Below are 22,342 nucleotides of genomic sequence, written 5' to 3' on the forward strand. Positions count from 1 at the left end.
GCGGCCAAAAGATCGCAAAGATCACATCGTCCGCGACCGTCGAAGAACCTGTGAAGATTCGAAGACCTGAAGGCCTCATGCCCCCCACGCTCGCCTCGCTCGTCCATCACTCGGCGCTCAAGCTCACCGTGCGCGCGGGCGGGGAACGTCTGGACACCCCTGTCCGCTGGGTGCACGCCAGCGAACTCACCGACCCCGTGCCGTACATGGAGGGCGGGGAACTGCTCCTCATCACCGCGCTCAAGCTGGACGCGGAGGACGCCGAGGCCATGCGGCGGTATGTGAAGCGCCTGGTGGGGGCCGGGGTGGCCGGGCTCGGCTTCGCCGTCGGCGTGCACTACGAGGAGACGCCCAAGGCGCTCGTCGACGCGGCGGAGGGCGAGGGGCTGCCCCTGCTGGAGGTGCCCCGCCGGACACCGTTCCTCGCCATCAGCAAGGCCGTGTCCGCCGCCATCGCCGCCGATCAGTACCGGGCGGTGACGGCAGGCTTCGCGGCGCAGCGGGAGCTGACCAAGCAGGCGCTGAGCGACGGGCCCGAAGGACTGCTGACCGCGCTCGCCTCGCAGGTGGACGGATGGGCCGCCCTGTACGACGCGTCCGGCGCCGTCGTCGCCACCGCGCCCGAGTGGGCGGGGCGGCGGGCTGCCCGGATCACCGGTGACGTGGAGCGGCTGCGGGAGCGGGCCGCACCCGCGAGTTCCGTCGTCGGCGGCGCTGGTGACGGTGGGAGTGATGACGGCGGGGACGGGAGCGGCGAGGACCGGGTCGAGCTGCACTCGCTCGGGACGGGGCGGCGGGCCCGCGCCGCGCTCGCCGTCGGGACCGCGGCCGCGCTGGGTACGGCCGAGCGGTACGCCGTGCACTCGGCCATCGCCCTGCTGACGCTGACGACGGAACGGTCCCGCTCCTTGTACGCCGCCGAACAGCGGATCGGGGCCGCCGTGCTGCGGATGCTGCTGGCCGGACAGCCGGATCACGCGCGCGGGGTCGCCGGGGACCTGTACGGGGGGCTGCTGGACGCGCCCTACCGGATGATCCTGGCCGAGGCCGCGTCGGCTTCCGCCGGGCGGGCCCGGGCTAGGGCCGGGGACGCGGAGGCGGACGCGGATGGTGGCGGGGCCACGGTCAGCGCCGAGGCCGCCGCCGTCCTTGCCGAGGCCGACGGTGATCTCGTGGGCGGGCTCGGCGAGGTCGTGGAGTCCGCCGCCGCCCGGTCCGGCGAGGCCGTGCTCGTGGTGCCCGACGGGGAGCGGCTCGTGGTGCTCGCCGCGGACCGGGGTGCGGTCGTTGCCGCCTGCGCCCAGTACGCCGAGGCCGTCGGGGGCGCCCGGTCCGGCGGCGAGCAGGCGGGCGACGAGGACGAGCTGGTCGTCGGCATCTCGGCTCCCGCCGGGCCCATCGCGGCGGGGGCCGCCTACAAGCAGGCCGAGCAGGCCCTGTCCGTCGCCCGGCGGCGGGGGCGGGTGCTCGTCGAGCACGAGGATCTGGCCGCGGGGTCCGTGGTGCCGTTGCTCGCGGACGACGCGGTGCGGGCGTTCGCGGACGGGCTTTTGAGGCCCCTGTACGAGCATGACGCCACCGGGCGGGGGGATCTTGTCGACTCGTTGCGGGCGTGGTTGTCGCGGCACGGGCAGTGGGACGCGGCCGCGGCGGATCTTGGCGTGCATCGGCATACGCTGCGGTACCGCATGCGGCGGGTCGAGGAGATCCTCGGGCGGTCTCTGGACGATCCGGATGTGCGGATGGAGCTGTGGCTCGCGCTGAAGACGACGGCTTCGGCGGAGTAGGGGCTTTTTTCGCCCCCGCCGCCCCTACCCATTCCCGTCACTTACTCGGGGGCCAGCCCCCGAACCCCCGCTCCTCAAACGCCGGAGAGGCTGAAATACCCAGGGGCGCGGGGAACTGCGCGACCAGCCACATCCGAACCCGCACCCGACAACAAACCCCCACGGGGTCTGGGGCGGAGCCCCAGAGAGACGGGAATGGGTAGGGGCGGCGGGGGCGAGAACAAAATCGGGGACTAGGCCAAAGCGGCGCACCCCGGCAGGGGAGTGCTACGACTCGGACAGACGCCGCCACGGCACTGCGGCTCTACCGTGGTCGGGAAAGACCAAGAACACCCCCGATCGCGGAAGGGCCCGGACTCGCACATGACCGACACCCACGCCTTCTGGCTCGCCGGCCGCCAGGCCACAGGCGAGTCCACCTTCGACGTCACCTCCCCGTGGGACGGCCACTCCGTGGGCAAGGTCTCCGTACCGACCGACGCCCAGGTCGAAGAGGCAGTCGCCGCCGCACACGCCGTACGGGACGAGTTCGCCGCCACCCCCGCCCACGTACGCGCCACCGCCCTCGACCACGTCAGCCGCCGCCTGGCGGAGCGGACCGAGGAGATCGCCCGGCTCATATCCGCCGAGAACGGCAAGCCGGTCAAGTGGGCCCGCGGCGAGGTCGGCCGGGCCGTGTCCGTGTTCCGGTTCGCGGCCGAGGAGGCCCGTCGGTTCAACGGCGGCGAGGCCCAGCGGCTGGACACGGACCTCGGCGGCCAGGGGCGCCTCGCCCTCACCCGCCGCTTCCCGAAGGGCGTCGTCCTCGGCATCGCGCCGTTCAACTTCCCGCTGAACCTCTGCGCCCACAAGATCGCCCCCGCCATCGCCGCGGGCGCCCCGATCATCCTCAAGCCCGCTCCCGCGACCCCCCTCTCCGGGCTGCTCATCGGCGAGCTGCTCGCCGAGACGGACCTGCCGGCCGGGTCCTGGTCCGTGCTGCCCGTCGCCAACGACAAGATGCCGGCCCTCGTGCAGGACGAGCGGCTGCCCGTCATCTCGTTCACCGGGTCCGACAAGGTCGGCTACGCGATCATGGACTCCGTACCGCGCAAGCACCTCACCCTCGAACTGGGCGGCAACGGCGCGGCCGTCGTCCTCGCCGACTGGGCGAGCGACGAGGACCTCGACCGGGCGGCCTCGCGGATCGCCACCTTCTCCAACTACCAGGGCGGACAGTCCTGCATCTCCGTCCAGCGGGTGATCGCGGACGCCTCCGTGTACGACCGGCTGCTGCCCCGCGTGGTGGCCGCCGTCGAGGCGCAGGTCACCGGTGATCCGGCCGACGACGCCACCGACGTCGGGCCGCTGGTGAGCGAGGACGCCGCCAAGCGCGTCGAGACGTGGGTCGACGAGGCCGTGAACGCCGGCGCCACGCTGCTCGCGGGCGGCAAGCGCGACGGTGCCTCGTACGCGCCGACCGTGCTGGCCGATGTGCCGGCCGATGTGACCCTCTCCTGCGAGGAGGTCTTCGGGCCCGTTCTCACCGTGCAGAAGGTGGAGGGGGAGGCGGCCGCCTTCGCCGCCGTCAACGAGTCCAAGTACGGGCTGCAGGCAGGCGTGTTCACCCACGACCTGCAGACCGCCTTCCGCGCCCACCGCGCACTGGAGGTGGGCGGCGTCGTGGTCGGTGACGTGCCGTCCTACCGTGCCGACCAGATGCCCTACGGCGGTGTGAAGCAGTCCGGGGTCGGGCGTGAAGGCGTGAAGTTCGCCATGGACGACTACACGTACGAGCGCGTGCTCGTGCTCACGGGACTCGCTCTCTGAGATCAGACACGAGGCGTAGTGCGACGGCCGGAGTCCGCTGTGCGGGGACTCCGGCCGTCGCCGTCTGTCGGCTGCCCTGTGACCCGGGCCTCATGGTGCGAATCCCTATGGCTAGTGACAATCGTTTTCATGTAGGGTTCCGGGTATGGCAGTTCCGAAGCGCAAGATGTCCCGCTCCAACACCCGGCACCGCAGATCACAGTGGAAGGCGGCGACGGCCGATCTCGTCCCGTTCTTCGCCGACGGACGTGAGTCCGCCGTACCGCGGCGACTGATCCGCGCCTACGAGCGTGGGCTCATCAAGCCCGAGGGGTGACCCACCCGCCCCCGGACGAAGGGGCCCGGCACCGATGCCTTCCGGTGCCGGGCCCCTTCCTTGTGCCGTCGGCCCGGTCCGGACCCTCAGCCGGAGAAGCCGACGTGCGCGAGCCGCACCGGGCCGCGCAGTCCGATGTGCAGGTCGTGGACCTCGGTGGCGCCGAATTCGGTGACGACGGTGGTGAAGTCGTACGGGCCCGGCGTGGCCGGGACATCGAGGCGGGCGATCACCGGGCCGCCGTCCAGGGCCAGTTCGAGTGAGCCCTCGCCCGACACCTCGACGGTGACGGACCTGGTCGCGGGGCCGAAGTCGCAGCCGCGGTAGACCAGTTCGGCGGTTTTCCCGTGCGCGGGTGCGACCGCGTCGCCCGACAGCTTCGTACGGTCGACGATCTCCGCACCCCGCTGTTCGTCGAAGTCGGCGGCGTTCAGGCCGTGTTCGAGGACCGGACGCGGGGTGGTGGGCGTGCCGTCCAGCTCGATCGTCCCGCGCAGCCGGACATCCTCGCTGGACGCGCCCACGAGGAGTTCGTACGGGCCCGGCTCCAGGCGTCGGATGCCGTGGACCACGTCCCAGAACTCGAAGGCGGACAGCGGGAGTTCGAAGGTCAGCTCGGTGGAGGCGCCGGGGAGCACGTGGACCCGGCGGTGGGCCAGCAGTTCGCGGCGGGGGCGGGAGACCGAGGGGGCCACAGCGCGGGAGTAGAGCTGGGCCACCTCGTCGGCCGGGGTGCTGCCCGTGTTGGTGACCGTGAAGGTGACGTGCACGGAGTTCTCGCCCGCGTGGGTCACGAGGTCCCCGTACTCGAAGGACGCGTACGACAGGCCGTGGCCGAAGGGGAAGAGCGGGGTGCCCTCGAAGTACAGGTACGTCTGGCGGCTGCCGATCACGTCGTAGTCGAGGAGGTCGGGGAGGTCCGCGTCCGAGGCGTACCAGGTCTGGGGGAGCCGGCCCGCCGGGGAGACGTCACCCGCCAGGACGCGGGCCAGGGCCGTGCCGGCCGCCTGGCCGCCGTGGGCCGTCCAGAGGACGGCGGGGAGGTCCGTCGGGTCGGTCGCGTACGGGTAGGAGGAGGTGATCACCAGGGCCGTGCGGGGGTTCGCGGCGCGGGCCGCCTCCAGGAGACGCTGCTGGTGGGCGGGGAGGGCGAGGGTCGTGCGGTCCTCCGTCTCGCGGCCGTTGATATGCGGGTCGTTGCCCGCGACCACGATGACCACGTCGGCCGAGGCGGCCGTGCGGGCCACCGTGTCCTCGCCGCGTTCCGTGATCTCCAGTTCGAGGATTTCCGGGTTCTCGGCGGCAACCTTCACGCCGTCGGCGGCGACAGAGACGTAGCGACCCGTACCGACGTGCTTCAGGAGGTGACCGTTCTCGTGGGAACCGTGGGACGCATGTGGTTCCAGGCGGAAGGTCTCCTGGACGACCCAGCCGCCGGGCTGGTCGGCCGAGGCGCGTACGAAGCCGTCGTCGGCGACCGAGAGATAGCGGCCGTCGGGGGCGCGCAGGGTGAGGACGCCCCCGCCCCAGTCGATCAGCGCGAATTCGGTGCCCGTGGTGTCGGTGGTGAGCGGGGGCAGGTCCGTGCGGCCCGCGAGGAGGGCCGGGTCCAGCGCACCCTCGGCGCCGCGGACCTCGTCGGTCGCGTCGTCCGCCCGCGGCACACTCAGATACGTACCCGCGGAGGTCTTGAGGCGTACGCGGTCCACGCCCTCGGCGAAGTCCACGTGGTCGGCGCCGAAGCGCTCGTAGAGGCCTTCGAGCGGGGTGGAGCGGTGGATGAGGGTGCCGCTGTACCAGTCGAGCTTGCACTCGTCGGCGAGGAGGCCCACCACCGCGATGCGGATGTCCTGGCCGGGGAGGTCGGTGAGGGGGAGCAGGCCGTCGTTCTTGAGGAGGACGATCGCCTGTTCCGCGGCTTCCCGCGCGAGAGACCGGTGCGCGGGTGTGTCGAAGTCCTTGGTGTCGGCGTACGGGTCCAGGCGCGGGTCGAACTCGCCGAGGCGGAAGCGGATCGCGAGCTGGCGGCGGACCGCCGCGTCGATGTCGGACTCGGTCAACAGGCCCTGGTTCAGGGCTCCCTGGAGGCGTTCGACGATCTGCGTGCTGTCCGTGCCGTGGTCCGTGAAACTGTCGACACCGGCGATCAGGGAGGCGGCCGTGGCCTCCTCGTGGGTGTCGAAGTAGTGCTCGTGGTCGACCAGGTTCGAGGGCGCGCCCGCGTCCGAGCAGACCAGGAGATCCTGGTCCGTCCAGGTGCGCAGCTGCTCGCGCAGATACGGCGACACATGGTTGGGGCGGCCGTTGACCAGGTTGTACGCGGGCATCACGCCGGCCACCGTGCCCGCCTCGACCGTCTCGCGGAAGGCGCGCAGGTCGTACTCGTGCAGCACGCGCGGGCGGACGGAGCTCGACGCGGTCGCCCGGTCCGTCTCGTTGTTGTGCGCGAGCCAGTGCTTGAGGACCGGGGCCGTCCGCCAGTACGCGGGGTGGTCGCCGCGCAGGCCCCGCGTGTAGGCGGTGGCGATCGCCGAGGTCAGCTTCGGGTCCTCGGAGTAGCCCTCCTCGTTGCGGCCCCACAAGGGGTGGCGCAGGAGGTTGACCGTGGGCGCCCAGACGTTGAGGCCGACGCGGTCGTCGCGCGAGCGCATCGCGCGGGTCTCGGTGGAGACCGCCTCGCCGACCCGGCGTACGAGCTCGTCGTTCCAGGTCGCGCCGAGGCCGACGGCCTGGGGGAACACCGTCGCCGGGCCCATCCAGGCGACCCCGTGCAGTGCCTCCTGGCCGGTGCGGAACGCGGCGACGCCGAGCCGCTCCACCGCGGGCCCGAACTGGTGCAGCATCGCGACCCGTTCCTCCAGGGTGAGCCGCGACAGAAGATCGTCGATGCGCTTCGCGAACGGCAGCTGCGAGTCGCGGAAAGGCGGCGTTTGAGCGGTCACGCGAGGATCCCTCTGTGGAAGGTGCGGGAGAACGGTGAAGGGCTTTCGAAGCGCTTCGATGCTCATTCGACTCCGGGGTGGGTGTCAAGACACCCCGACGCAACAACTCCGAATCCTCACCGCCATCCCAAGGGCCGGAAGCGACCGGTTCAGACCTTTATACCTCCGAGGAATGTTGGAATCGGCTCTTGTGTACCCCCAGGTGTTCACTTAACCTCGCAGCAACATCGAAGCGCTTCGACTGTCGTCGATGGTCGAAGATGTCGCCCCCGGAGGGCGCAGACCTCCGAGGTCCGCTTCGGCTCAGCCAGTTCCACTCAGACACCGCAGCCGACGGCCCCACCGCCGGGTGTCCTGCTGTGCGCCATGAAGGGTTGACGCAATGACGCCGAACTCCGCCACTTCCGCTCCCAGTCGGAGAAGTTTCCTCGGCTCGACGGCGGTCGCTGCCGCCGCCGTGGCCGGCGGGATGCCGCTGCTGGCCGCCTGCGGCGGGTCCGGCGGCGGCTCCAAGGACGGCACGACCTCGGGCAAGGACGCGCAGAAGATCCTTCCCGCCTTCGTGGCGCAGAACGTGGTGACGCCGGACATCGCGTCGAAGAACGGCTCCGCCCTCGGTTTCACCAGCAAGCTGGTCCTGGGTGACCTGAAGACCTCGGTGCCGCAGAAGCTCGGCAAGGGCAGCACCATCAAGATCATGTCGCCGTTCTGGGGCACGCCGCCGAAGGGCAGCAATCCCTACTACTCGACGATGAACACGACGATCGGCGCCAACGTCGTCTGGCAGAACCAGGACGGCAACACGTACGACGAGAAGCTGGGCGCGGTTCTCGCCTCCAGTGACATGCCGGACGTCGTGGTGATCCCCAGCTGGAACATGGGCGGCAAGATACCCAGCGCCATCATCAGCAAGATGGCGGACCTCGGCCCGTACCTTTCGGGCGACAAGGTCAAGGAGTACCCGAACCTCGCGGCCATCCCGACCGACGCCTGGCAGTACTCCATCTTCGGCGGCAAGCTGCGCGGCCTGCCCCAGCCCGCCCCCACCGTCGTGGGCATCGTGCCCTTCTACCGCAAGGACGTCTTCGACAAGGAGGGGTACGAACTCCCCACCACCGCCGACGAGTTCCTGGCCCTCGCCAAGGAGATCACCAACGCCAAGGCGAAGGTGTGGGCCTGCGACGACATGAAGTGGAGCGCCTTCAACTTCTTCGGCGTGCTGTCCGGAAGCGAGAAGTCGCTCGGCTGGAACCTCGTCGACGGCAAGCTGATCTACCGGGTCGAGACCGACGAGTACCTCGAATCGCTCGAGTGGACGCGCAAGCTGTACGCGGCGGGCGTCGTCCACCCCGACGCCAGGGCGGCGAACCAGGGCAACGCGGGGCAGCGTTTCACCGACGGCCAGGTCATGATGTACAACCAGAACATCACGGACTGGTGGGGCAAGATGGCCGAACAGGCCACCCAGAACAAGGACTTCCGCATCGCCGGCATGGACATCTTCGGCCATGACGGGGGCGACCCCCAGCTGTGGGCCGCATCGCCCGCGGGCATCTTCGCCTTCATCAACAAGAAGGCGTCCAAGGCCGTGATCCACGACGTGCTGGCCGCCGCGAACGTCACCGCGGCCCCGTACGGCACCAAGGAGTACATGCTCACCAACTACGGGGTGGAGGGCACGCACTACACCGTCAAGGACGGCGTTCCCACCAAGAACGACAAGGGTAACCAGGAGGTCCTGAACGCCTTCGTCATGCTGGCGAGCCCCGCCCCGACCATCGCGCACCCCGACTTCGCGGAGATCGCGAAGGAGCAGGTGGAGTGGCAGCAGCGGATGGGCGCCTTCACCAAGAAGTCTTCCTTCTACGGGCTCCAGGTCACCGAACCGGCCCGCTACACCAGCCTCTCCAACGACTTCGAGGACCTGGAGGACAGCGTCGTCCGCGGCCGCAAGAAGGTCAGCGACATGCAGCAGGCGGTGTCGGAGTGGAAGAGCCAGGGCGGCGACAAGCTGCGGGACTGGTACAAGAAGCTGCTGGACGACAGCGGATCCGCGCAGGGGTGACGAGGTGGCACACAGCACCACTCCGGGCGCCGCCGCGCGCACCGCGCCGTCGACGGCGGACGACGCCGTCGAACCCTCCGCCGGAGGGGGCAGATCTACCAGGGCCGCCAAGCCCGCGAAGCCCTCCGGGGTCTCCAGAGCCGAGAAGAAGGCCCTGAAGAAGGCCGCGAACGGCGGCACCCTCAGGACCCGCCTCAAGCGGGACCGCACGCTGATCCTGATGACCCTGCCGGCCGTCCTGCTGGTGCTGGTCTTCAACTACATACCGATCCTGGGCAACGTCGTTGCCTTCCAGGAGTACGACCCATACATCAGCGACAACGGCTTCGTCGCCATCTTCCACAGCCCCTGGGTCGGCTTCGAACAGTTCTCACGGATCTTCGAGGACTCGGCGTTCTGGGACGCCGTCCAGAACACCTTCGTCCTGTTCTCCCTCCAACTGCTGCTCTTCTTCCCGATCCCGATCGTGCTGGCGCTGCTCATCAACAGCGTCATCAGGCCACGGGTGCGGGCGGTGTCGCAGGCGATCCTCTACCTGCCGCACTTCTTCTCCTGGGTGCTGGTCATCACCGTCTTCCAACAGATCTTCGGCGGCGCCGGCATCATCGCGCAGACCCTGCGCCAGCACGGCTACGAGGGTTTCGACCTCATGACCGACCCGGGGATCTTCAAGTTCCTGGTGACGGCGGAGGGCGTCTGGAAGGACGCCGGCTGGGGAATCATCGTCTTCCTCGCGGCGCTGGCCTCCGTCAGTCCCGACCTGTACGAGGCCTCGGCCATGGACGGGGCCGGCCGGTGGCGCCGTATGTGGCACGTCACGCTGCCCGCGCTGCGGCCGGTGATCGCTCTGCTCCTGGTGCTGCGTGTCGGTGACGCGCTCACGGTCGGCTTCGAACAGATCCTGCTGCAGCGAGACGCGGTGGGGCCGGGCGCGGCGGAAGTCCTGGACACCTTCGTGTGGTGGAACGGCGTCCGCAACCAGGACTTCAGTTACGCGGCGGCGGCGGGCCTGATCAAGGGTGTGGTCAGTCTCGGCCTCGTCCTCGCCGCGAACAAGGTCGCCCATCTCATGGGTGAGCAGGGGGTGTACAAGAAGTGAGCGCTGTCACCGAGGAACGGCCGAAGGCCCCCGGCCCGAAGGCTTCCGGACGCTGGGCCGCACCGCCGAGGCCCGTCTGGGAGGAGGAGCCCAACAAGGCCGGGCTCGCGAGCAAGGGCCTCGTCCTGGCCATCGCCTGCTTCGCCGTGCTGTTCCCGCTGTGGATCGTCGTCGTCACCAGTCTGTCCTCGAAGCAGGACATCAGTGAGGCCGGCGGCCTGGTGGTGATCCCCAAGGGCATCACCTTCATCGCCTACCAGGAGCTGCTGAGCGGCGGCCAGGTCACCCGCGCCACCCTCGTCAGCCTGGGCGTCACGCTCGTCGGCACGGTGTTCTCGATGACGGTGTCCGTCCTCTCCGCGTACGGGCTCTCCCGCATCGGGTCCGTCGGGCACCGCTGGTTCCTTATGATCCTGCTCGCGACGATGTTCTTCGGCGCCGGCCTCATCCCCACGTATCTGCTCGTGCAGTCCCTGGGGCTGACGGACACGTACCTGGCGCTGATCCTGCCGAGCGCGATCAGTGTCTTCAACATCCTGGTCCTGCGGGCGTTCTTCATGAGCATCTCGCCGGAGCTCACCGACAGCGCGCGGATCGACGGGGCGGGGGACTGGCGGATTCTCTGGCAGATCGTGCTCCCGCTCTCCCGTGCCGTCATCGCGGTGATCACGCTGTTCTACGCCGTCGGCTACTGGAGCGCCTGGTTCAACGCGTCGATCTACCTGAGCGACCAGGAAATGATGCCGCTGCAGAACGTCATGATCCAGCTCGTCCAGAAGCAAGAGCCTCCGGTCGGTATGAGCCAGGCCATCAAGACGGGCCAGCTCTCCGCGCTCGCCGTCCAGATGGCGGTCATGGTGCTGGCCCTGCTGCCCGTCGCGTTCCTCTCACCCTTCGTCCAGAAGCACTTCAAGAAGGGCATGCTGACCGGCGCCGTCAAGGGGTGACTGGCGTCCCCCTTCTGGCTTGGCTTGGCTTGGCTTGGCTTTGCTTTGCTTGGAATTGCTGGGTTGTTTTTCGGCTGCGGGTTGGTTGTGGCTGGTCGCGCAGTTCCCCGCGCCCCCAAACAACTCCGTTCCGCTCCTCCCTTACGAAGTTCCCCCATTCCTAGAACGAGGTATGTCATGCGCACGCCCCGCCTGAGCAGACGCGCCGTCCTTGCCGGGACCGCTGCCACCGTGGCCGCTACTGCTGTTTCCGGGGCGTCCGTCAGCCCCGCGGTGGCTGCCCCGGTGGCGGACGGGCCCGGCTATCGGTGGCGGAATGTGGTCGTCGGCGGGACCGGGTTCGTCACCGGGGTGTTGTTCCACCCCGGCGTACGCGGTCTCGCCTACGCCCGTACCGACATCGGCGGCGCCTACCGCTGGGACGACCGCGCCGGCCGTTGGACCCCGCTCACCGATCACCTCGGGTGGGACGACTGGAACCTGCTCGGTGTGGAGGCGATCGCCGTCGACCCCGCGCATCCCGGGCGGGTCTACCTCGCTCTCGGCACGTACGCGCAGTCGTGGGCCGGGAACGGTGCCGTGCTGCGGTCCGAGGACCGGGGTGCGACCTGGAGCCGGACCGATCTAGATGTGAAGCTCGGGGCCAACGAGGACGGGCGGGGTGCGGGGGAGCGGCTGCTGGTCGATCCGCGGGACAGCGACACGCTGTGGCTGGGGACGCGGCACGACGGGTTGCTGAAGTCCACCGACCGTGGGGCCACCTGGGCGGCGGTGAGCGGCTTTCCGGCGAAGGCGAGCTCTTCCGGGCAGGGCGTCATGTTCCTCGTCGCCGTCGGGCGGGCCGTCTACGCCGGGTGGGGTGACGGCGACGGCACCTCGGGCACGGCGAACCTGTACCGCACGGCCGACGGGACGACATGGGAAGCCGTTCCCGGGCAGCCGTCCGGTACCGCTGCCAAGGTGCCGATCCGTGCCGCGTACGACACGCACACCCGCGAGCTGTACGTGACCTACGCCAACGCGCCAGGACCCAACGGCCAGTCGGACGGCAGCGTGCACAAACTGCGCACCGCTACCGGCACATGGGCCGAGGTGACCCCCGTGAAGCCGGGCGGGACCACGGAAGACGGGTCCGCCGACACCTTCGGTTACGGCGGAGTCGCCGTGGACGCCCGCCGCCCGGGCACCCTCGTCGTCTCCACCAACAACCGCTGGGCCGACGTCGACACCGTGTACCGCACCACGAACGGCGGCCGTACCTGGACGTCCCTCAAGGACGCTGCTGTCTTCGACGTGTCCGAGACTCCTTACCTCAAGTGGGGCGACGACAAGCCGAAGTTCGGCTGGTGGATCCAGGCGCTCGCCGTGGACCCGTACGACTCGAAGCACATCGTGTACGGGACCGGCGCGACCCTCTACGGGACCCGTGATCTGAAGCGCTGGGCGCCGCAGATCCGGGGTCTGGAGGAGGCGTCCGTGGTGCAGCTGGTGTCGCCCCCGGTCGGGGAGGCGCACCTGCTCAGCGGCTCGCGGGACATCGGCGTCATGTACCACGAGCGGCTCACGGCGTCGCCGGCACGCGGCATGGCGACGAACCCCGTGTCCGGGTCGGCGACGGGACTCGCGCAGGCCGCGGCCAGGCCGTCGTACGTGGTCCGGGCGGGCTGGGGCGACAACGGCAACGGCGCCTACTCGAACGACGGAGGCCAGACCTGGGCGCCCTTCGAGGCCCAGCCCGACCTCGCCAAGGACGCACCGGGGCCGATCGCCACCAACGCCGACGGCAGCGCGCTGCTGTGGTCCTTCGTGCACTGGGACGGCACGAAGCACGCAGCCCACCGGTCCACCGACAACGGCACGACCTGGTCCGAGATCTCCTCCTTCCCGAAGGGCGCCACGCCGGTCGCCGACCCGGCCGACCCGACGCTCTTCTACGCATACGACACCGACACAGGAACGCTACTCGCCAGCACTGACAGTGGCCGTTCCTTCACGGTCCGTGCGGGCGGACTGCCCTCTGGCGACGCCCAGTTCAAGCTCGTCGCCGCACCCGGGCGGAGCGGTGACCTGTGGCTGTCCGCCAAGTGGAACGGGCTCTACCGGTCCACCGACGGCGGAGCGAGCTTCTCGAAGGTGACCAGCTGCTGGGCCTCGTACACCCTCGGCTTCGGCAAGGCCGCCGACGGCGCCGGCTACCCCGCGATCTACCAGGTCGGCTCGACGGACACGATCACCGCCGTCCACCGCTCCGACGACGAGGCGAAGACCTGGACGCGGATCAACGACGACGCCCATCAATGGGGCTGGACCGGCGAGGTCGTGGTCGGTGACCCGCGCGTGTACGGCCGGGTGTACCTGGCGACCAACGGGCGCGGCATCCAGTATGGGGAGCCCGTCCGATGAGCCACCCGAACGGGAACACGGACCCGAACCCGAACCCGAACCCGCCTCCGACCTCAACGCCAGGCACTCCCGGCCTCGGCGACGCCACCCGTGGCCGCATCCTCTTCGGTGGCGACTACAACCCCGAGCAGTGGCCCGAGGAGACCTGGCACGAGGACGTACGCCTGATGAAGGCGGCCGGCGTCAACTCCGTCACGCTAGGCGTGTTCTCGTGGGCGAAGCTCGAACCGCGGCCGGGGGAGCGGGAGTTCGGCTGGCTGGACCGGCTGATGGACCTGATGCACGAGAACGGCATCGGGGTCGTCCTGGCCACGCCCACGACCTCGCCCCCGCCCTGGATGGGCCGCCTCCACCCGGACACCCTGCCCCGTGACGAGGACGGTCGCACCGAGTGGTGGGGCGGCCGCCAGCACTTCTCGCACTCCAGCTCCACCTACCGCCGCTACGCCGCCGCCATCACCGAGGACCTGGCCGCCCGCTACGGCAGCCACCCCGCCCTCACGATGTGGCACATCAACAACGAGTACTGCACCTACGACTGGGGCGACGAGGCCGCCGCCACCTTCCGCCGCTGGCTCCGGGACAGGTACGGCACCCTCGACGCCCTCAACTCCGCCTGGGGAACGGCCTTCTGGAGCCAGGGCTACGGCGACTGGGAGGAGGTCCTGCCGCCGCGGCACGCCCACTACATGAAGAACCCCACCCAGGTGCTGGACTTCAAGCGCTACACCTCCGACATGCTCCTGGAGTGTTACGTCGCCGAGCGCGACATCGTCCGCCGGCACTCCCCGCACCTCCCGGTGACCACCAACTTCATGCCGATGTGGGTCGGTCAGGATGCCTGGAAGTGGGCGGGGGAGGAGGACGTCGTCTCCGTCGACATCTATCCCGACCCGCGTGACCCCTTCGGCGCCCAGAACGGCGCGCTCATCCAGGACATGACCCGCTCCCAGGCCCGCGGCCCGTGGATGCTGATGGAGCAGGCCGCGGGGCCCGTGAACTGGCGGGGCGTCAACCACCCCAAACCGCGCGGCCTCAACCGCCTGTGGTCCCTCCAGGCCGTCGCCCGCGGCGCCGACGCCGTCTGCTACTTCCAGTGGCGGCAGTCCCGCCAGGGCGCGGAGAAGTTCCACTCCGGCATGGTCAGTCACGCGGGGGAGCGGGGCCGTACCTACCAGGAGGTCAAGCAGCTCGGCGCCGAACTCGCCCGCATCGGCGAAAAGGTGACGGGCAGTCACTCCGCGTCGGACGTCGCGATCCTCCACGAGTGGAACGCCTGGTGGGCCGGCGCTCAGGAGGGCCGTCTCTCCTCCGAGGTCGACCATCCGCAGGTCGTGCGCGCCTGGCACCGCGCCCTGTGGGAGGCCCACATCACCACGGACTTCGCGCACCCGGAGCACGACCTGTCCGCGTACCGGCTGGTCGTCGTGCCGCAGCTCTACCTGCTCACCGACGCGGCGATCGACAACCTCGTCGCGTACGTACGGGGCGGCGGCACCCTCGTCAGTGGCTTCCTCACCGGTGTCGCCGACGAGGACGACCGCGTACGGCCCGGCGGCATGGACGAGCGGCTGCGAGAGCTGTTCGGCATCCGCATCCTGCACGAGTGGTGGCCGCTCGACGCGGATGAGACCGCCGAATGCGACGGGTTCCGGGGCACGTTGTGGTCCGAGGAGATCGAGGTCGAGGAGATCGAGGCCGAGGCGGGCGCGGTCGTGGAGGCCCGCTACAAGGGCGGCGAACTAGACGGCATGCCCGCGGTGTTGCGCAAGGAGCGTGCCTGGTACGTCTCCACGCTGCCCGAACCCGCCGCGCTGCGCGAGCTGTTGGCAGGCGTGGCCTCCGGCGCGGGTGTGCGGCCGGTGCTCGACGGGCTGCCTCCGCAAGTCGAGGCCGTCCGCCGGGGAGACCTGCTCTTCGTGCTCAACCACGGGCGCGAGGCGGTCACCGTGCGGGTGCCGGGGTCGCATCGGGACCTGCTCACCGGTCAACAGGTCACGGGATCAGTGGAGTTGGCGCGCCTCGGAGCGGCGGTGCTCTCGCCGTGAGCGCCGAATCATCGCCCGCGCCCGCATCCGCGCCAGCATCCGCGCCCGCACCCGTACGTGCTCCCGCACCCGCTCCCTCGCGCTCGCCCTCGCCGCACGGCACCTGGGAGCCGCGTCCGGCCGGCCGCTGGGAGGACGCCTTCCTCAGCGGCAACGGCCGTCACGGTGCCATGGTGTTCGGTGATCCGAACGACGACCGTGTGATCGTCACGCACCACACCCTGGTCCGCCCCAACGGCGGCGAAGACGCCGGGCCCCCGGAACTGGCGGCCCAACTGCCGCAGCTCCAGGACCGGTTACTCGCCGGGGACCTGACCGCGGCCGAGGAGTTCACCGACGGGCGTCCGCTGCAGTGGGTGCAGCCCTTCCATCCCGCTTTCCAGGTGCGGCTGCGCCGGCCCGCCGACGGGGAGCGCGGCTACCGCCGCTCGGTCGACTTCACCACGGGCGTCGCCGAGGCGGCCTGCACGGGCTGGCGCAGCCGCGTCTTCGTCTCACGCGCGGACGACGTGATCGTCCAGCACGTGACCTCGCCCGGCCTCACCGCGGACATCGCGCTGGACCACGGGCTCCCCGGCGCCCCCGAGGGGCTGAAGGTCAGCGACGGGGTGATCCTCACGCCCGAGGGCGCCGTGCTCACCCTGAGCGCCCGCTATCCCGGCAGCGACCGCGCGTACACCGGAGTGACGCTGGCGGTCGTCACCGGCGGGCGTACGACCCTGACCCCACCCGGCATCCGCGTGACCGGGGCCGAGTCGGTCCTGCTGCTGACCCGGGTGCGGCGGCACACCGGGGAGCTGGACACGGTGGCGGCGGCACAGGCGCTGCGTGAACTGCTGCCGGACGGTGTCGGCGAGGAGCAGTACGGCAGCCTCCTTGAGCGTCACCTGGACCTCCACCGCACCGCGTACCACCGCGTCTCCCTCACCCTCGACGCCGACGACACCGAACGCGCCCTGCCCGGCTCGGAGTTGCTCAAGCGGCCCAAGAGCCCCGCACTGCTCGAACGGCTCTTCGCGGCCGGCCGATACCACCTGCTGTCCGCCGCCGGGATGCTGCCGCCGAGGCTCACCGGGCTGTGGACGGGCGACTGGGACACGGCGTGGTCCGGGGCGTTCACCACGGACGCCAACCTCAACCTGCAGACCGCGTCGGCCGTCGCGGGCGCGCTGCCCGAGGCCGTCGAGGCCCACGCGGCCCTGATCCACGGCCAGTTGCCGCACTGGCGGGACAACGCCCGGGCCGTCTTCGGCACGCGAGGCATCGTCGCCCCACCGCACACGGACGGCGAGTCCGGGCACACGTACCACTTCAGCCGCGAATACCCCCTGCACCTGTGGACGGCGGGCGCCGACTGGCTGCTCAAACCGCTCGTCGACCACGACGAGACACGCGGCGAGCACGACCCCCGGCTGAAGTCGGCTCTCGCCGAACTCGCCCTGTTCTACGAGGACTTCCTCACCCGGACCGACGAACACGGCCGACTCGTCGTCGTCCCCTCCTACTCGCCCGAGAACCGCCCGGCGAACGCGAGCTGGGGCGCGATCAACGCCGCCATGGACCTCTCGGCGGCCCGGCACGCCCTGCTCACGGCCGCCGCGTACCACCCGGGACCGGACGCCGACCGCTGGCGGGCGCTCGCCGAGCGGCTGCCCCCGCACCGCGTCAACGACGACGGAGCGCTCGCCGAGTGGGCGTGGCCCGGCCTCGACGACACGTACGACCACCGGCACCTCAGCCATCTGTACGGCGTGTGGCCGCTCGACGAGATCAACCCGTACGACACCCCTGATCTCGCGGCCGCCGCGCACCGGGCCCTCGAACTGAGGGGCGCCGAGAACGACTCCGCGCACGGCCATCTGCACCACGCGCTGGTCGCGGCCCGGCTGCACGACGGCGAGCGGGTCGCGCACGCGCTCGGCCAGGTGCTGGAGGGCGACTTCTTCCACGCCTCCCTCATGAGCGCGCACTACCCCGGCCGCGACGTCTACAACGCGGACGCCGCCCACACCCTCCCCGCGGTGATCGTCGAAACGCTGATCCAGTCGACCCCCGACCGGCTGGTCCTCCTGCCCGCCCTGCCCGCCGCCTTCCCGGAGGGCGAACTCCGGGGCGTACGAACCAGGTTCGGCGCCGAGGTCGACATCAGCTGGAGCCCGGCGGGAGCCCGCGCGGTGGTACGGCCCACCCGCACCCACCGCGTCGACCTCAGGACTTCCTCCGGAGCGCGACCGCTCCACCTGCGAGCCGGAGAAGACTGCGTCCTCACCCTGGGGCCGCAGTAGATCCGCAGTCGATCCACAGCAGATCGAACCCCCACACACCCCCCCACCCATGGAAGGGACACCATGGCAACACGCACGCTGACCCGGATCACCAAGGCACTCCTGGCCCCCGCGCTCGCGCTCGGCGCCACCATCGGCCTCGCCTCCGCGCCCGCCTCGGCGGCCGTCTGGAACTCCTGCGACCAGTGGGGCAACACCAGCCTCAACGGCTACACGCTCTACAACAACATCTGGGGCTCCGGCGCCGGCAGCCAGTGCATCTGGGCCAACTCCGGTACCAACTGGGGTGTCTGGGCCAACCACCCCAACACCGGCGGCATCAAGTCGTACCCGAACTCCAAGAAGGTGGTCAACAAGACGATCACCTCGCTCGGTTCGCTCAGCAGCAGCTACAACGTCACCGTCCCGTCCTCGGGCGCGTACAACACCTCGTACGACATCTGGGACACGGACTACGACTACGAGATCATGCTCTGGGTCAACTACAACGGAGCTGTCGGGCCGCTCGGCACCTCCCAGGGCAATGTCACCCTCGGCGGCCACACCTGGACCGTCTACAAGGGCAACAACGGCGCCAACGAGGTCTTCTCGTTCCTGCGCACCTCGGACTCGAACTCCGGGACCGTCAACGTCCTGCCGATCCTCAAGTGGATCAAGGACACCAAGGGCTGGATGGGCAACGAGACCATCGGAGACGTGCAGTTCGGCTTCGAGATCACCTCGTCGTCCGGCGGCCTGGACTTCGCCACCAACAACCTGACCGTCTCCAGCAGTTGAGCCCCGCCGCCATCGGTATCGCCACCGTCACCGGCAGGTGACCGTACGCCCGGGTCGGCGCCGTCCCCCACGCGGGGCCGGCCCGGGCAGCAGCGTCCGCTCCGCGAGCACGAGCGCGTAGAACAGCGCCGCCACGCTCAGCAGGCCGAGCAGGCCGAGCAGGGCGAGCAGGGCGAGCAGGGCGATCGCGGCGAACGCCGGCGCGGTGTCGGAGTTCGCCCCGGACTGTACGACGACGAAGCCGAGCCCCTCGTCGCCGGCACTGAACTCACCGATGACCGCGCCGACGGCCGACGGCCGACAGCGGCATGGCGACCTTCAGCCCCACGAAGATATGCGGCAGCGCACTCGGGAAGCGGAACCGGAGGAACGTCTGGGTGCGCGAGGCGCGCAACGACCGTGCCAGCTCGACGAGTTCGACCGGTGTCGAGGTGAGCCCGCCCGCGACCGACAGCACGACGGGGAAGAAGCAGACGAGCAGCGCCATGACGACCTTCGGCTGCTGCCCGAACCCCATCCACACCACCAGCAGCGGTGCCAGCGCCACCTTGGGCACCGCGTTGAACGCCACCAGGAGCGGCGAGAACATCAGCTCCACGATCCGCGACGCCGCGATCGCGACCCCGATCAGCAGCCCCGCCGCCACGGCCAGCGCGAAGCCCAGCACGATGACGACGAGCGTGGTGACCGCCTCGCCCAGCAGATAGCCGGGCACGCGGAGAAAGGCGTCCAGCACGTCCGCCGGTGACGGCAGGACGATCTCCGGTACGTCGAACACGACCACGGCGAGTGCCCAGGCACCGATCGCGGCGGCCAGCCCCAGCAGGGGCCAGCCGAACTCCATCACCCGCCTGAGCACTTCAGGACTTCGGCACCAGGTCGAAGGAGACCAACTGCTCGGGCGTCAGACCGGACTTGACCGCCCCGGCGTCCACCAGAGCCTTGATCGCCCCGGCCACCCGCTCCCGGTCCATCGTGCCGATCGGCGCCCCGGCCTTCTTGGGCTGTACGGCCTCGCCGACCAGCTCGATCTCCGCGGCAGCGGCCTTCTCGTCACGGGCGGGTGCTTCTTCGCCAGTACCGCGGCCGCTTCCTCCGGATGGTCGATCCGCCTGTGGGCCACTCCGCCCGGCGAACGCTTCTCGTACGAGGGCCGCCACTACCGCCTGACCGACTCGCCCGCCCTGCCGAAGCCCGTCCAGCGGCCGGGGGTGCCGATCATCGTGGGCGGCCGCGGCCCCCGCCGCACACCGAGGCTGGCCGCCCGGTACGCCGACGAGTTCAACCTGCCCTTCACCTCACCCGAGCAGAGCGCCGACCTGTTCGCGGGCGCGCGGGCCGCCAGGGAGGCGGTCGGCGGACCTCCCCTGATCCTCTCGGTGTGCCTCGGCATCGCCTCCGGCCGCACCGAATCCGAGATCGACACCCGCCTCGCCCTTCTGCACGAGCCGTCCCGCCTGCCCCCGGAGGAGCCGCTGTACGGCCCCCCGGGGAAGATCGTCGACGTCCTCGGCCAGTACGCCGACCTCGGGGCCTCCCGCGTGTACGTACGCCTGCGCGACCTCTCCGACCTCGGCCACCTGGATCTGCTGGCGGCCGAGGTCGCGCCGCAACTTCCTTGAGATCGCGCCTCAGCTCTCTTGAGGCTTCTCCTCAACGCCCCTGACGGGAAAGGCCGTTACCCGTCGATCGGGAGAGCCGCCCCGTCCCGCAGGAAGAGCGGTATCCGGTCCAGCGGGGCGTCCACCGTGACGTTCGTACCGCCCTCGTACGAGGTTCCCGTCCAGGCGTCCGTCCACCGTGCCCCGGCCGGGAGATAGGCCGTCCGCACGCTCGCCCCCGCCGTCAGGACGGGTGCGACCAGCAGATCCGGGCCGAAGAGATAGGAGTCGGCCACCGACCAGGTCGCCTGGTCGTCCGGGAACTCCAGGAACAGCGGTCGCATCACCGGTAGCCCCTCCTCGTGCGCGGCCCGCATCACATCGAGGACGTACGGCTTGAGGCGCTCACGCAGCCGGAGGTACTTCTCCATGATCGTGCCGGCCTCCTCGCCGTACGACCAGACCTCGTTCGGGCCGCCGGTCATGTCCGGGCCGAGCGGCATGCCCGGGTCCCGGAAGCCGTGCAGCCGCATCAGCGGGGAGAGCGCGCCGAACTGGAACCAGCGGATCATCACCTCGCGGTACGCCGGGTCGTCCGGGTCGCCGCCGTGGAAGCCGCCGATGTCGGTGTTCCACCAGGGGATGCCGGACAGCGATGTGTTGAGGCCCGCCGCGATCTGGCGTCGCAGGGTCGCGAAGTCCGTGCCGATGTCACCGGACCACAAGGCGGCGCCGTAGCGCTGACTGCCCGCCCACGCCGAGCGGTTGAGGGTGACGATCTCGGTCTCGCCGGCCGCGGTCATGCCCTCGTAGAAGGTGCGGGCGTTCTCGCTCGGGTACATGTTGCCGACTTCGAGGCCCGGGCCCGCCCAATAGCGCAGGTTCTCCTGGAAGCCCGGCTTCAGCTCCGGCTCGCAGGCGTCGAGCCAGAAGGCCGTGATCCCGTACGGATCAAGGTAGTTCTCCTTGATCCTCGACCACATGAAGTCGCGCGCCTCGGGGTTCGTCGCGTCGTAGAAGGCGACCTGGACCGTGGAGGCGACCTCCTTGTCCGGCCAGTCGGCGTGCGCCATCGGGCCGTACTGCGTGCCGATGAAGTAGCCGCGCTGTTCCATGAGTTGATGGTTCTCGGAGAGCGGGGAGACGGACGGCCAGACGGACACGACCAGCTTGATGCCGAGTTCCTCCAGTTCCCGCTGCATCGCCGCCGGGTCGGGCCACTCCGCCGGGTCGAACTTCCACTCGCCGAGGTGCGTCCAGTGGAAGAAGTCGCAGACGATCGCGTCGATGGGCAGTCCTCGGCGCTTGTACTCCCTTGCCACGCCGAGGAGTTCGTCCTGGGTGCGGTAGCGCAGCTTGCACTGCCAGAAGCCGGCGGCCCACTCGGGCAGCATCGGCGTACGGCCGGTCACCGCGCTGTAGCGGCGCTGCGCGTCGGCCGGCTGCCCTGCGGTGATCCAGTAGTCGATCTGCCGGGCCGAGTCCGCCACCCAGCGTGTGCCGTTGCCCGCGAGCTCGACGCGGCCGATGGCCGGGCTGTTCCACAGCAGGGTGTAGCCGCGACTGGAGGTGAGCACCGGGATGGTCACCTCGGCGTTGCGCTGGACCAGGTCGAGGACCGCGCCCTTCTGGTCCAGCAGACCGTGCTGGTGCTGGCCCAGGCCGTACAGCTTCTCGCCCTCGTACGCGGCGAAGCGCTGCTCCAGGCGGTGGTGGCCGTTGCCGACCGGGGTGTAGAGGCGCGGTCCCGGCCACCAGAAGTGGGCGCGCTCCTCGGTGAGGAGTTCCGCGGAGTCGTCCGTGCGGAGGAAGCGGACGAGGCCCTCGGCGTCGACCTCGACGGTCAGCGCGCCGACGGTCAACTGCCCGTGCCCGTCCTCGATCTTGACGGAGGCCTCCGTCGCGGGCGCCTCGTCGAGCAGCGCGCCCGGCAGCCCCTCCAGGACCGGCCCGCCGAGCCTGGCCCGGACCCGGACCGCGTCGGGGCCCCACGGCTCGACGCGTACGGTCTCCTGGCGGCCGCTCCACTCCAGGGCACCGTCGCGTTCGCGGAACGTGCCGACGGTGGGGGAGGACTGGGCGAGGCTGGCGGACCCCTGTCCGGGCTGTCCTGGGTTGTCGGACGGACCCTGCTGTCCGGGCTGTCCGGGCTGGTTTTCGGCAGGCTGATTCACTTGGGGTGCTCCTGGAGGAAGGAGTGGCGACAGGACCCGGTGACGCGGCTCCGGCGGACCGGGACAGGTTGGAATGCCTCAACGCCCAT

15 protein-coding genes are annotated in these 22,342 nt (G+C 70.3%); 11 read left to right on the forward strand and 4 right to left on the reverse strand.

Features of this window, described 5'->3' with window-relative positions:
- The first annotated feature begins 77 nt into the window (after window positions 1-77).
- From ACIBEI_RS47515 to rpmF, 3 genes are all read left to right on the forward strand, one after another.
- Window positions 78-1,787: a PucR family transcriptional regulator gene (locus tag ACIBEI_RS47515; RefSeq protein ID WP_398897557.1), complete on the forward strand. Its 1,710-nt coding sequence runs from the start codon at window positions 78-80 to the stop codon at window positions 1,785-1,787.
- A 363-nt stretch (window positions 1,788-2,150) separates the two neighbouring features.
- On the forward strand, window positions 2,151-3,596 hold the full coding sequence (locus ACIBEI_RS47520; RefSeq protein ID WP_398897559.1) for an aldehyde dehydrogenase family protein: 1,446 nt from the start codon (window positions 2,151-2,153) through the stop codon (window positions 3,594-3,596).
- A 145-nt stretch (window positions 3,597-3,741) separates the two neighbouring features.
- Window positions 3,742-3,912 carry a 50S ribosomal protein L32 gene (rpmF, locus tag ACIBEI_RS47525; RefSeq protein WP_398897560.1) on the forward strand — a complete coding sequence of 57 codons (171 nt, stop codon included), beginning with the start codon at window positions 3,742-3,744 and terminating at the stop codon, window positions 3,910-3,912.
- A gap of 86 nt (window positions 3,913-3,998) precedes the next feature.
- On the opposite strand, the gene ACIBEI_RS47530 is transcribed toward rpmF, so the two are convergent.
- Window positions 3,999-6,854, reverse strand: coding sequence for a glycoside hydrolase family 3 C-terminal domain-containing protein (locus ACIBEI_RS47530; RefSeq protein ID WP_398897561.1), 2,856 nt, complete (start codon window positions 6,852-6,854; stop codon window positions 3,999-4,001).
- A 382-nt stretch (window positions 6,855-7,236) separates the two neighbouring features.
- Here ACIBEI_RS47530 and ACIBEI_RS47535 point away from each other — a divergent pair, with 382 nt between their 5' ends.
- The 7 genes from ACIBEI_RS47535 to ACIBEI_RS47565 all read left to right on the forward strand — a co-directional run bounded on the left by ACIBEI_RS47535 (window position 7,237) and on the right by ACIBEI_RS47565 (window position 18,478).
- Window positions 7,237-8,919: an extracellular solute-binding protein gene (locus ACIBEI_RS47535; RefSeq protein ID WP_055618536.1), complete on the forward strand. Its 1,683-nt coding sequence runs from the start codon at window positions 7,237-7,239 to the stop codon at window positions 8,917-8,919.
- A 4-nt stretch (window positions 8,920-8,923) separates the two neighbouring features.
- On the forward strand, window positions 8,924-10,018 hold the full coding sequence (locus tag ACIBEI_RS47540) for an ABC transporter permease (RefSeq protein WP_398897562.1): 1,095 nt from the start codon (window positions 8,924-8,926) through the stop codon (window positions 10,016-10,018).
- Window positions 10,015-10,965: a carbohydrate ABC transporter permease gene (locus ACIBEI_RS47545; protein WP_398897564.1), complete on the forward strand. Its 951-nt coding sequence runs from the start codon at window positions 10,015-10,017 to the stop codon at window positions 10,963-10,965. The genes ACIBEI_RS47540 and ACIBEI_RS47545 overlap by 4 nt, the downstream gene beginning before the upstream one ends.
- 177 nt (window positions 10,966-11,142) lie before the next feature.
- A complete protein-coding gene (locus ACIBEI_RS47550; protein ID WP_398897566.1) occupies window positions 11,143-13,368 on the forward strand; it encodes a WD40/YVTN/BNR-like repeat-containing protein in 2,226 nt (741 codons plus the stop codon).
- The gene (locus ACIBEI_RS47555; RefSeq protein ID WP_398897568.1) at window positions 13,365-15,416 is read left to right on the forward strand and encodes a beta-galactosidase; all 2,052 of its coding nucleotides are present in this window, start codon (window positions 13,365-13,367) and stop codon (window positions 15,414-15,416) included. The genes ACIBEI_RS47550 and ACIBEI_RS47555 overlap by 4 nt, the downstream gene beginning before the upstream one ends.
- Entirely contained in the window at window positions 15,413-17,701 is a 2,289-nt protein-coding gene (locus tag ACIBEI_RS47560; protein ID WP_398897569.1) for a glycosyl hydrolase family 95 catalytic domain-containing protein, read from the forward strand. The genes ACIBEI_RS47555 and ACIBEI_RS47560 overlap by 4 nt, the downstream gene beginning before the upstream one ends.
- A 63-nt stretch (window positions 17,702-17,764) precedes the next feature.
- Window positions 17,765-18,478, forward strand: a complete 714-nt coding sequence (locus ACIBEI_RS47565) for a hypothetical protein (RefSeq protein WP_189845186.1) — start codon at window positions 17,765-17,767, stop codon at window positions 18,476-18,478.
- Between the two features lie 268 nt (window positions 18,479-18,746).
- Here ACIBEI_RS47565 and ACIBEI_RS47570 read toward each other — a convergent pair whose 3' ends face one another.
- Window positions 18,747-19,337: an ABC transporter permease gene (locus tag ACIBEI_RS47570; protein ID WP_398897571.1), complete on the reverse strand. Its 591-nt coding sequence runs from the start codon at window positions 19,335-19,337 to the stop codon at window positions 18,747-18,749.
- A 1-nt stretch (window position 19,338) separates the two neighbouring features.
- Window positions 19,339-19,638, reverse strand: a complete 300-nt coding sequence (locus tag ACIBEI_RS47575) for a hypothetical protein (protein ID WP_398897572.1) — start codon at window positions 19,636-19,638, stop codon at window positions 19,339-19,341.
- 6 nt (window positions 19,639-19,644) lie between these two features.
- Between ACIBEI_RS47575 and ACIBEI_RS47580 the strand changes: the two genes are divergently transcribed.
- On the forward strand, window positions 19,645-20,100 hold the full coding sequence (locus ACIBEI_RS47580) for a hypothetical protein (RefSeq protein WP_398897604.1): 456 nt from the start codon (window positions 19,645-19,647) through the stop codon (window positions 20,098-20,100).
- Window positions 20,101-20,156: 56 nt separating this feature from the next.
- Here the strand turns inward: ACIBEI_RS47580 and ACIBEI_RS47585 are convergent, their stop codons facing one another.
- Complete coding sequence (locus ACIBEI_RS47585) at window positions 20,157-22,253, reverse strand: TIM-barrel domain-containing protein (protein WP_398897573.1); 2,097 nt, start codon at window positions 22,251-22,253, stop codon at window positions 20,157-20,159.
- Window positions 22,254-22,342: the final 89 nt, after the last annotated feature.

This window comes from Streptomyces sp. NPDC050988 (genome assembly GCF_044456225.1).
Lineage (GTDB): Bacteria > Actinomycetota > Actinomycetes > Streptomycetales > Streptomycetaceae > Streptomyces.

Excerpts from the sequence above, each read along its gene's own strand:
- ACIBEI_RS47515 (WP_398897557.1), top strand. The coding sequence starts at position 78 with ATGCCCCCCACGCTCGCCTCGCTCGTCCATCACTCGGCGCTCAAGCTC.
- ACIBEI_RS47520 (WP_398897559.1), top strand. The coding sequence starts at position 2,151 with ATGACCGACACCCACGCCTTCTGGCTCGCCGGCCGCCAGGCCACAGGC.
- rpmF (WP_398897560.1), top strand. The coding sequence starts at position 3,742 with ATGGCAGTTCCGAAGCGCAAGATGTCCCGCTCCAACACCCGGCACCGC.
- ACIBEI_RS47535 (WP_055618536.1), top strand. The coding sequence starts at position 7,237 with ATGACGCCGAACTCCGCCACTTCCGCTCCCAGTCGGAGAAGTTTCCTC.
- ACIBEI_RS47550 (WP_398897566.1), top strand. The coding sequence starts at position 11,143 with ATGCGCACGCCCCGCCTGAGCAGACGCGCCGTCCTTGCCGGGACCGCT.
- ACIBEI_RS47555 (WP_398897568.1), top strand. The coding sequence starts at position 13,365 with ATGAGCCACCCGAACGGGAACACGGACCCGAACCCGAACCCGAACCCG.
- ACIBEI_RS47565 (WP_189845186.1), top strand. The coding sequence starts at position 17,765 with ATGGCAACACGCACGCTGACCCGGATCACCAAGGCACTCCTGGCCCCC.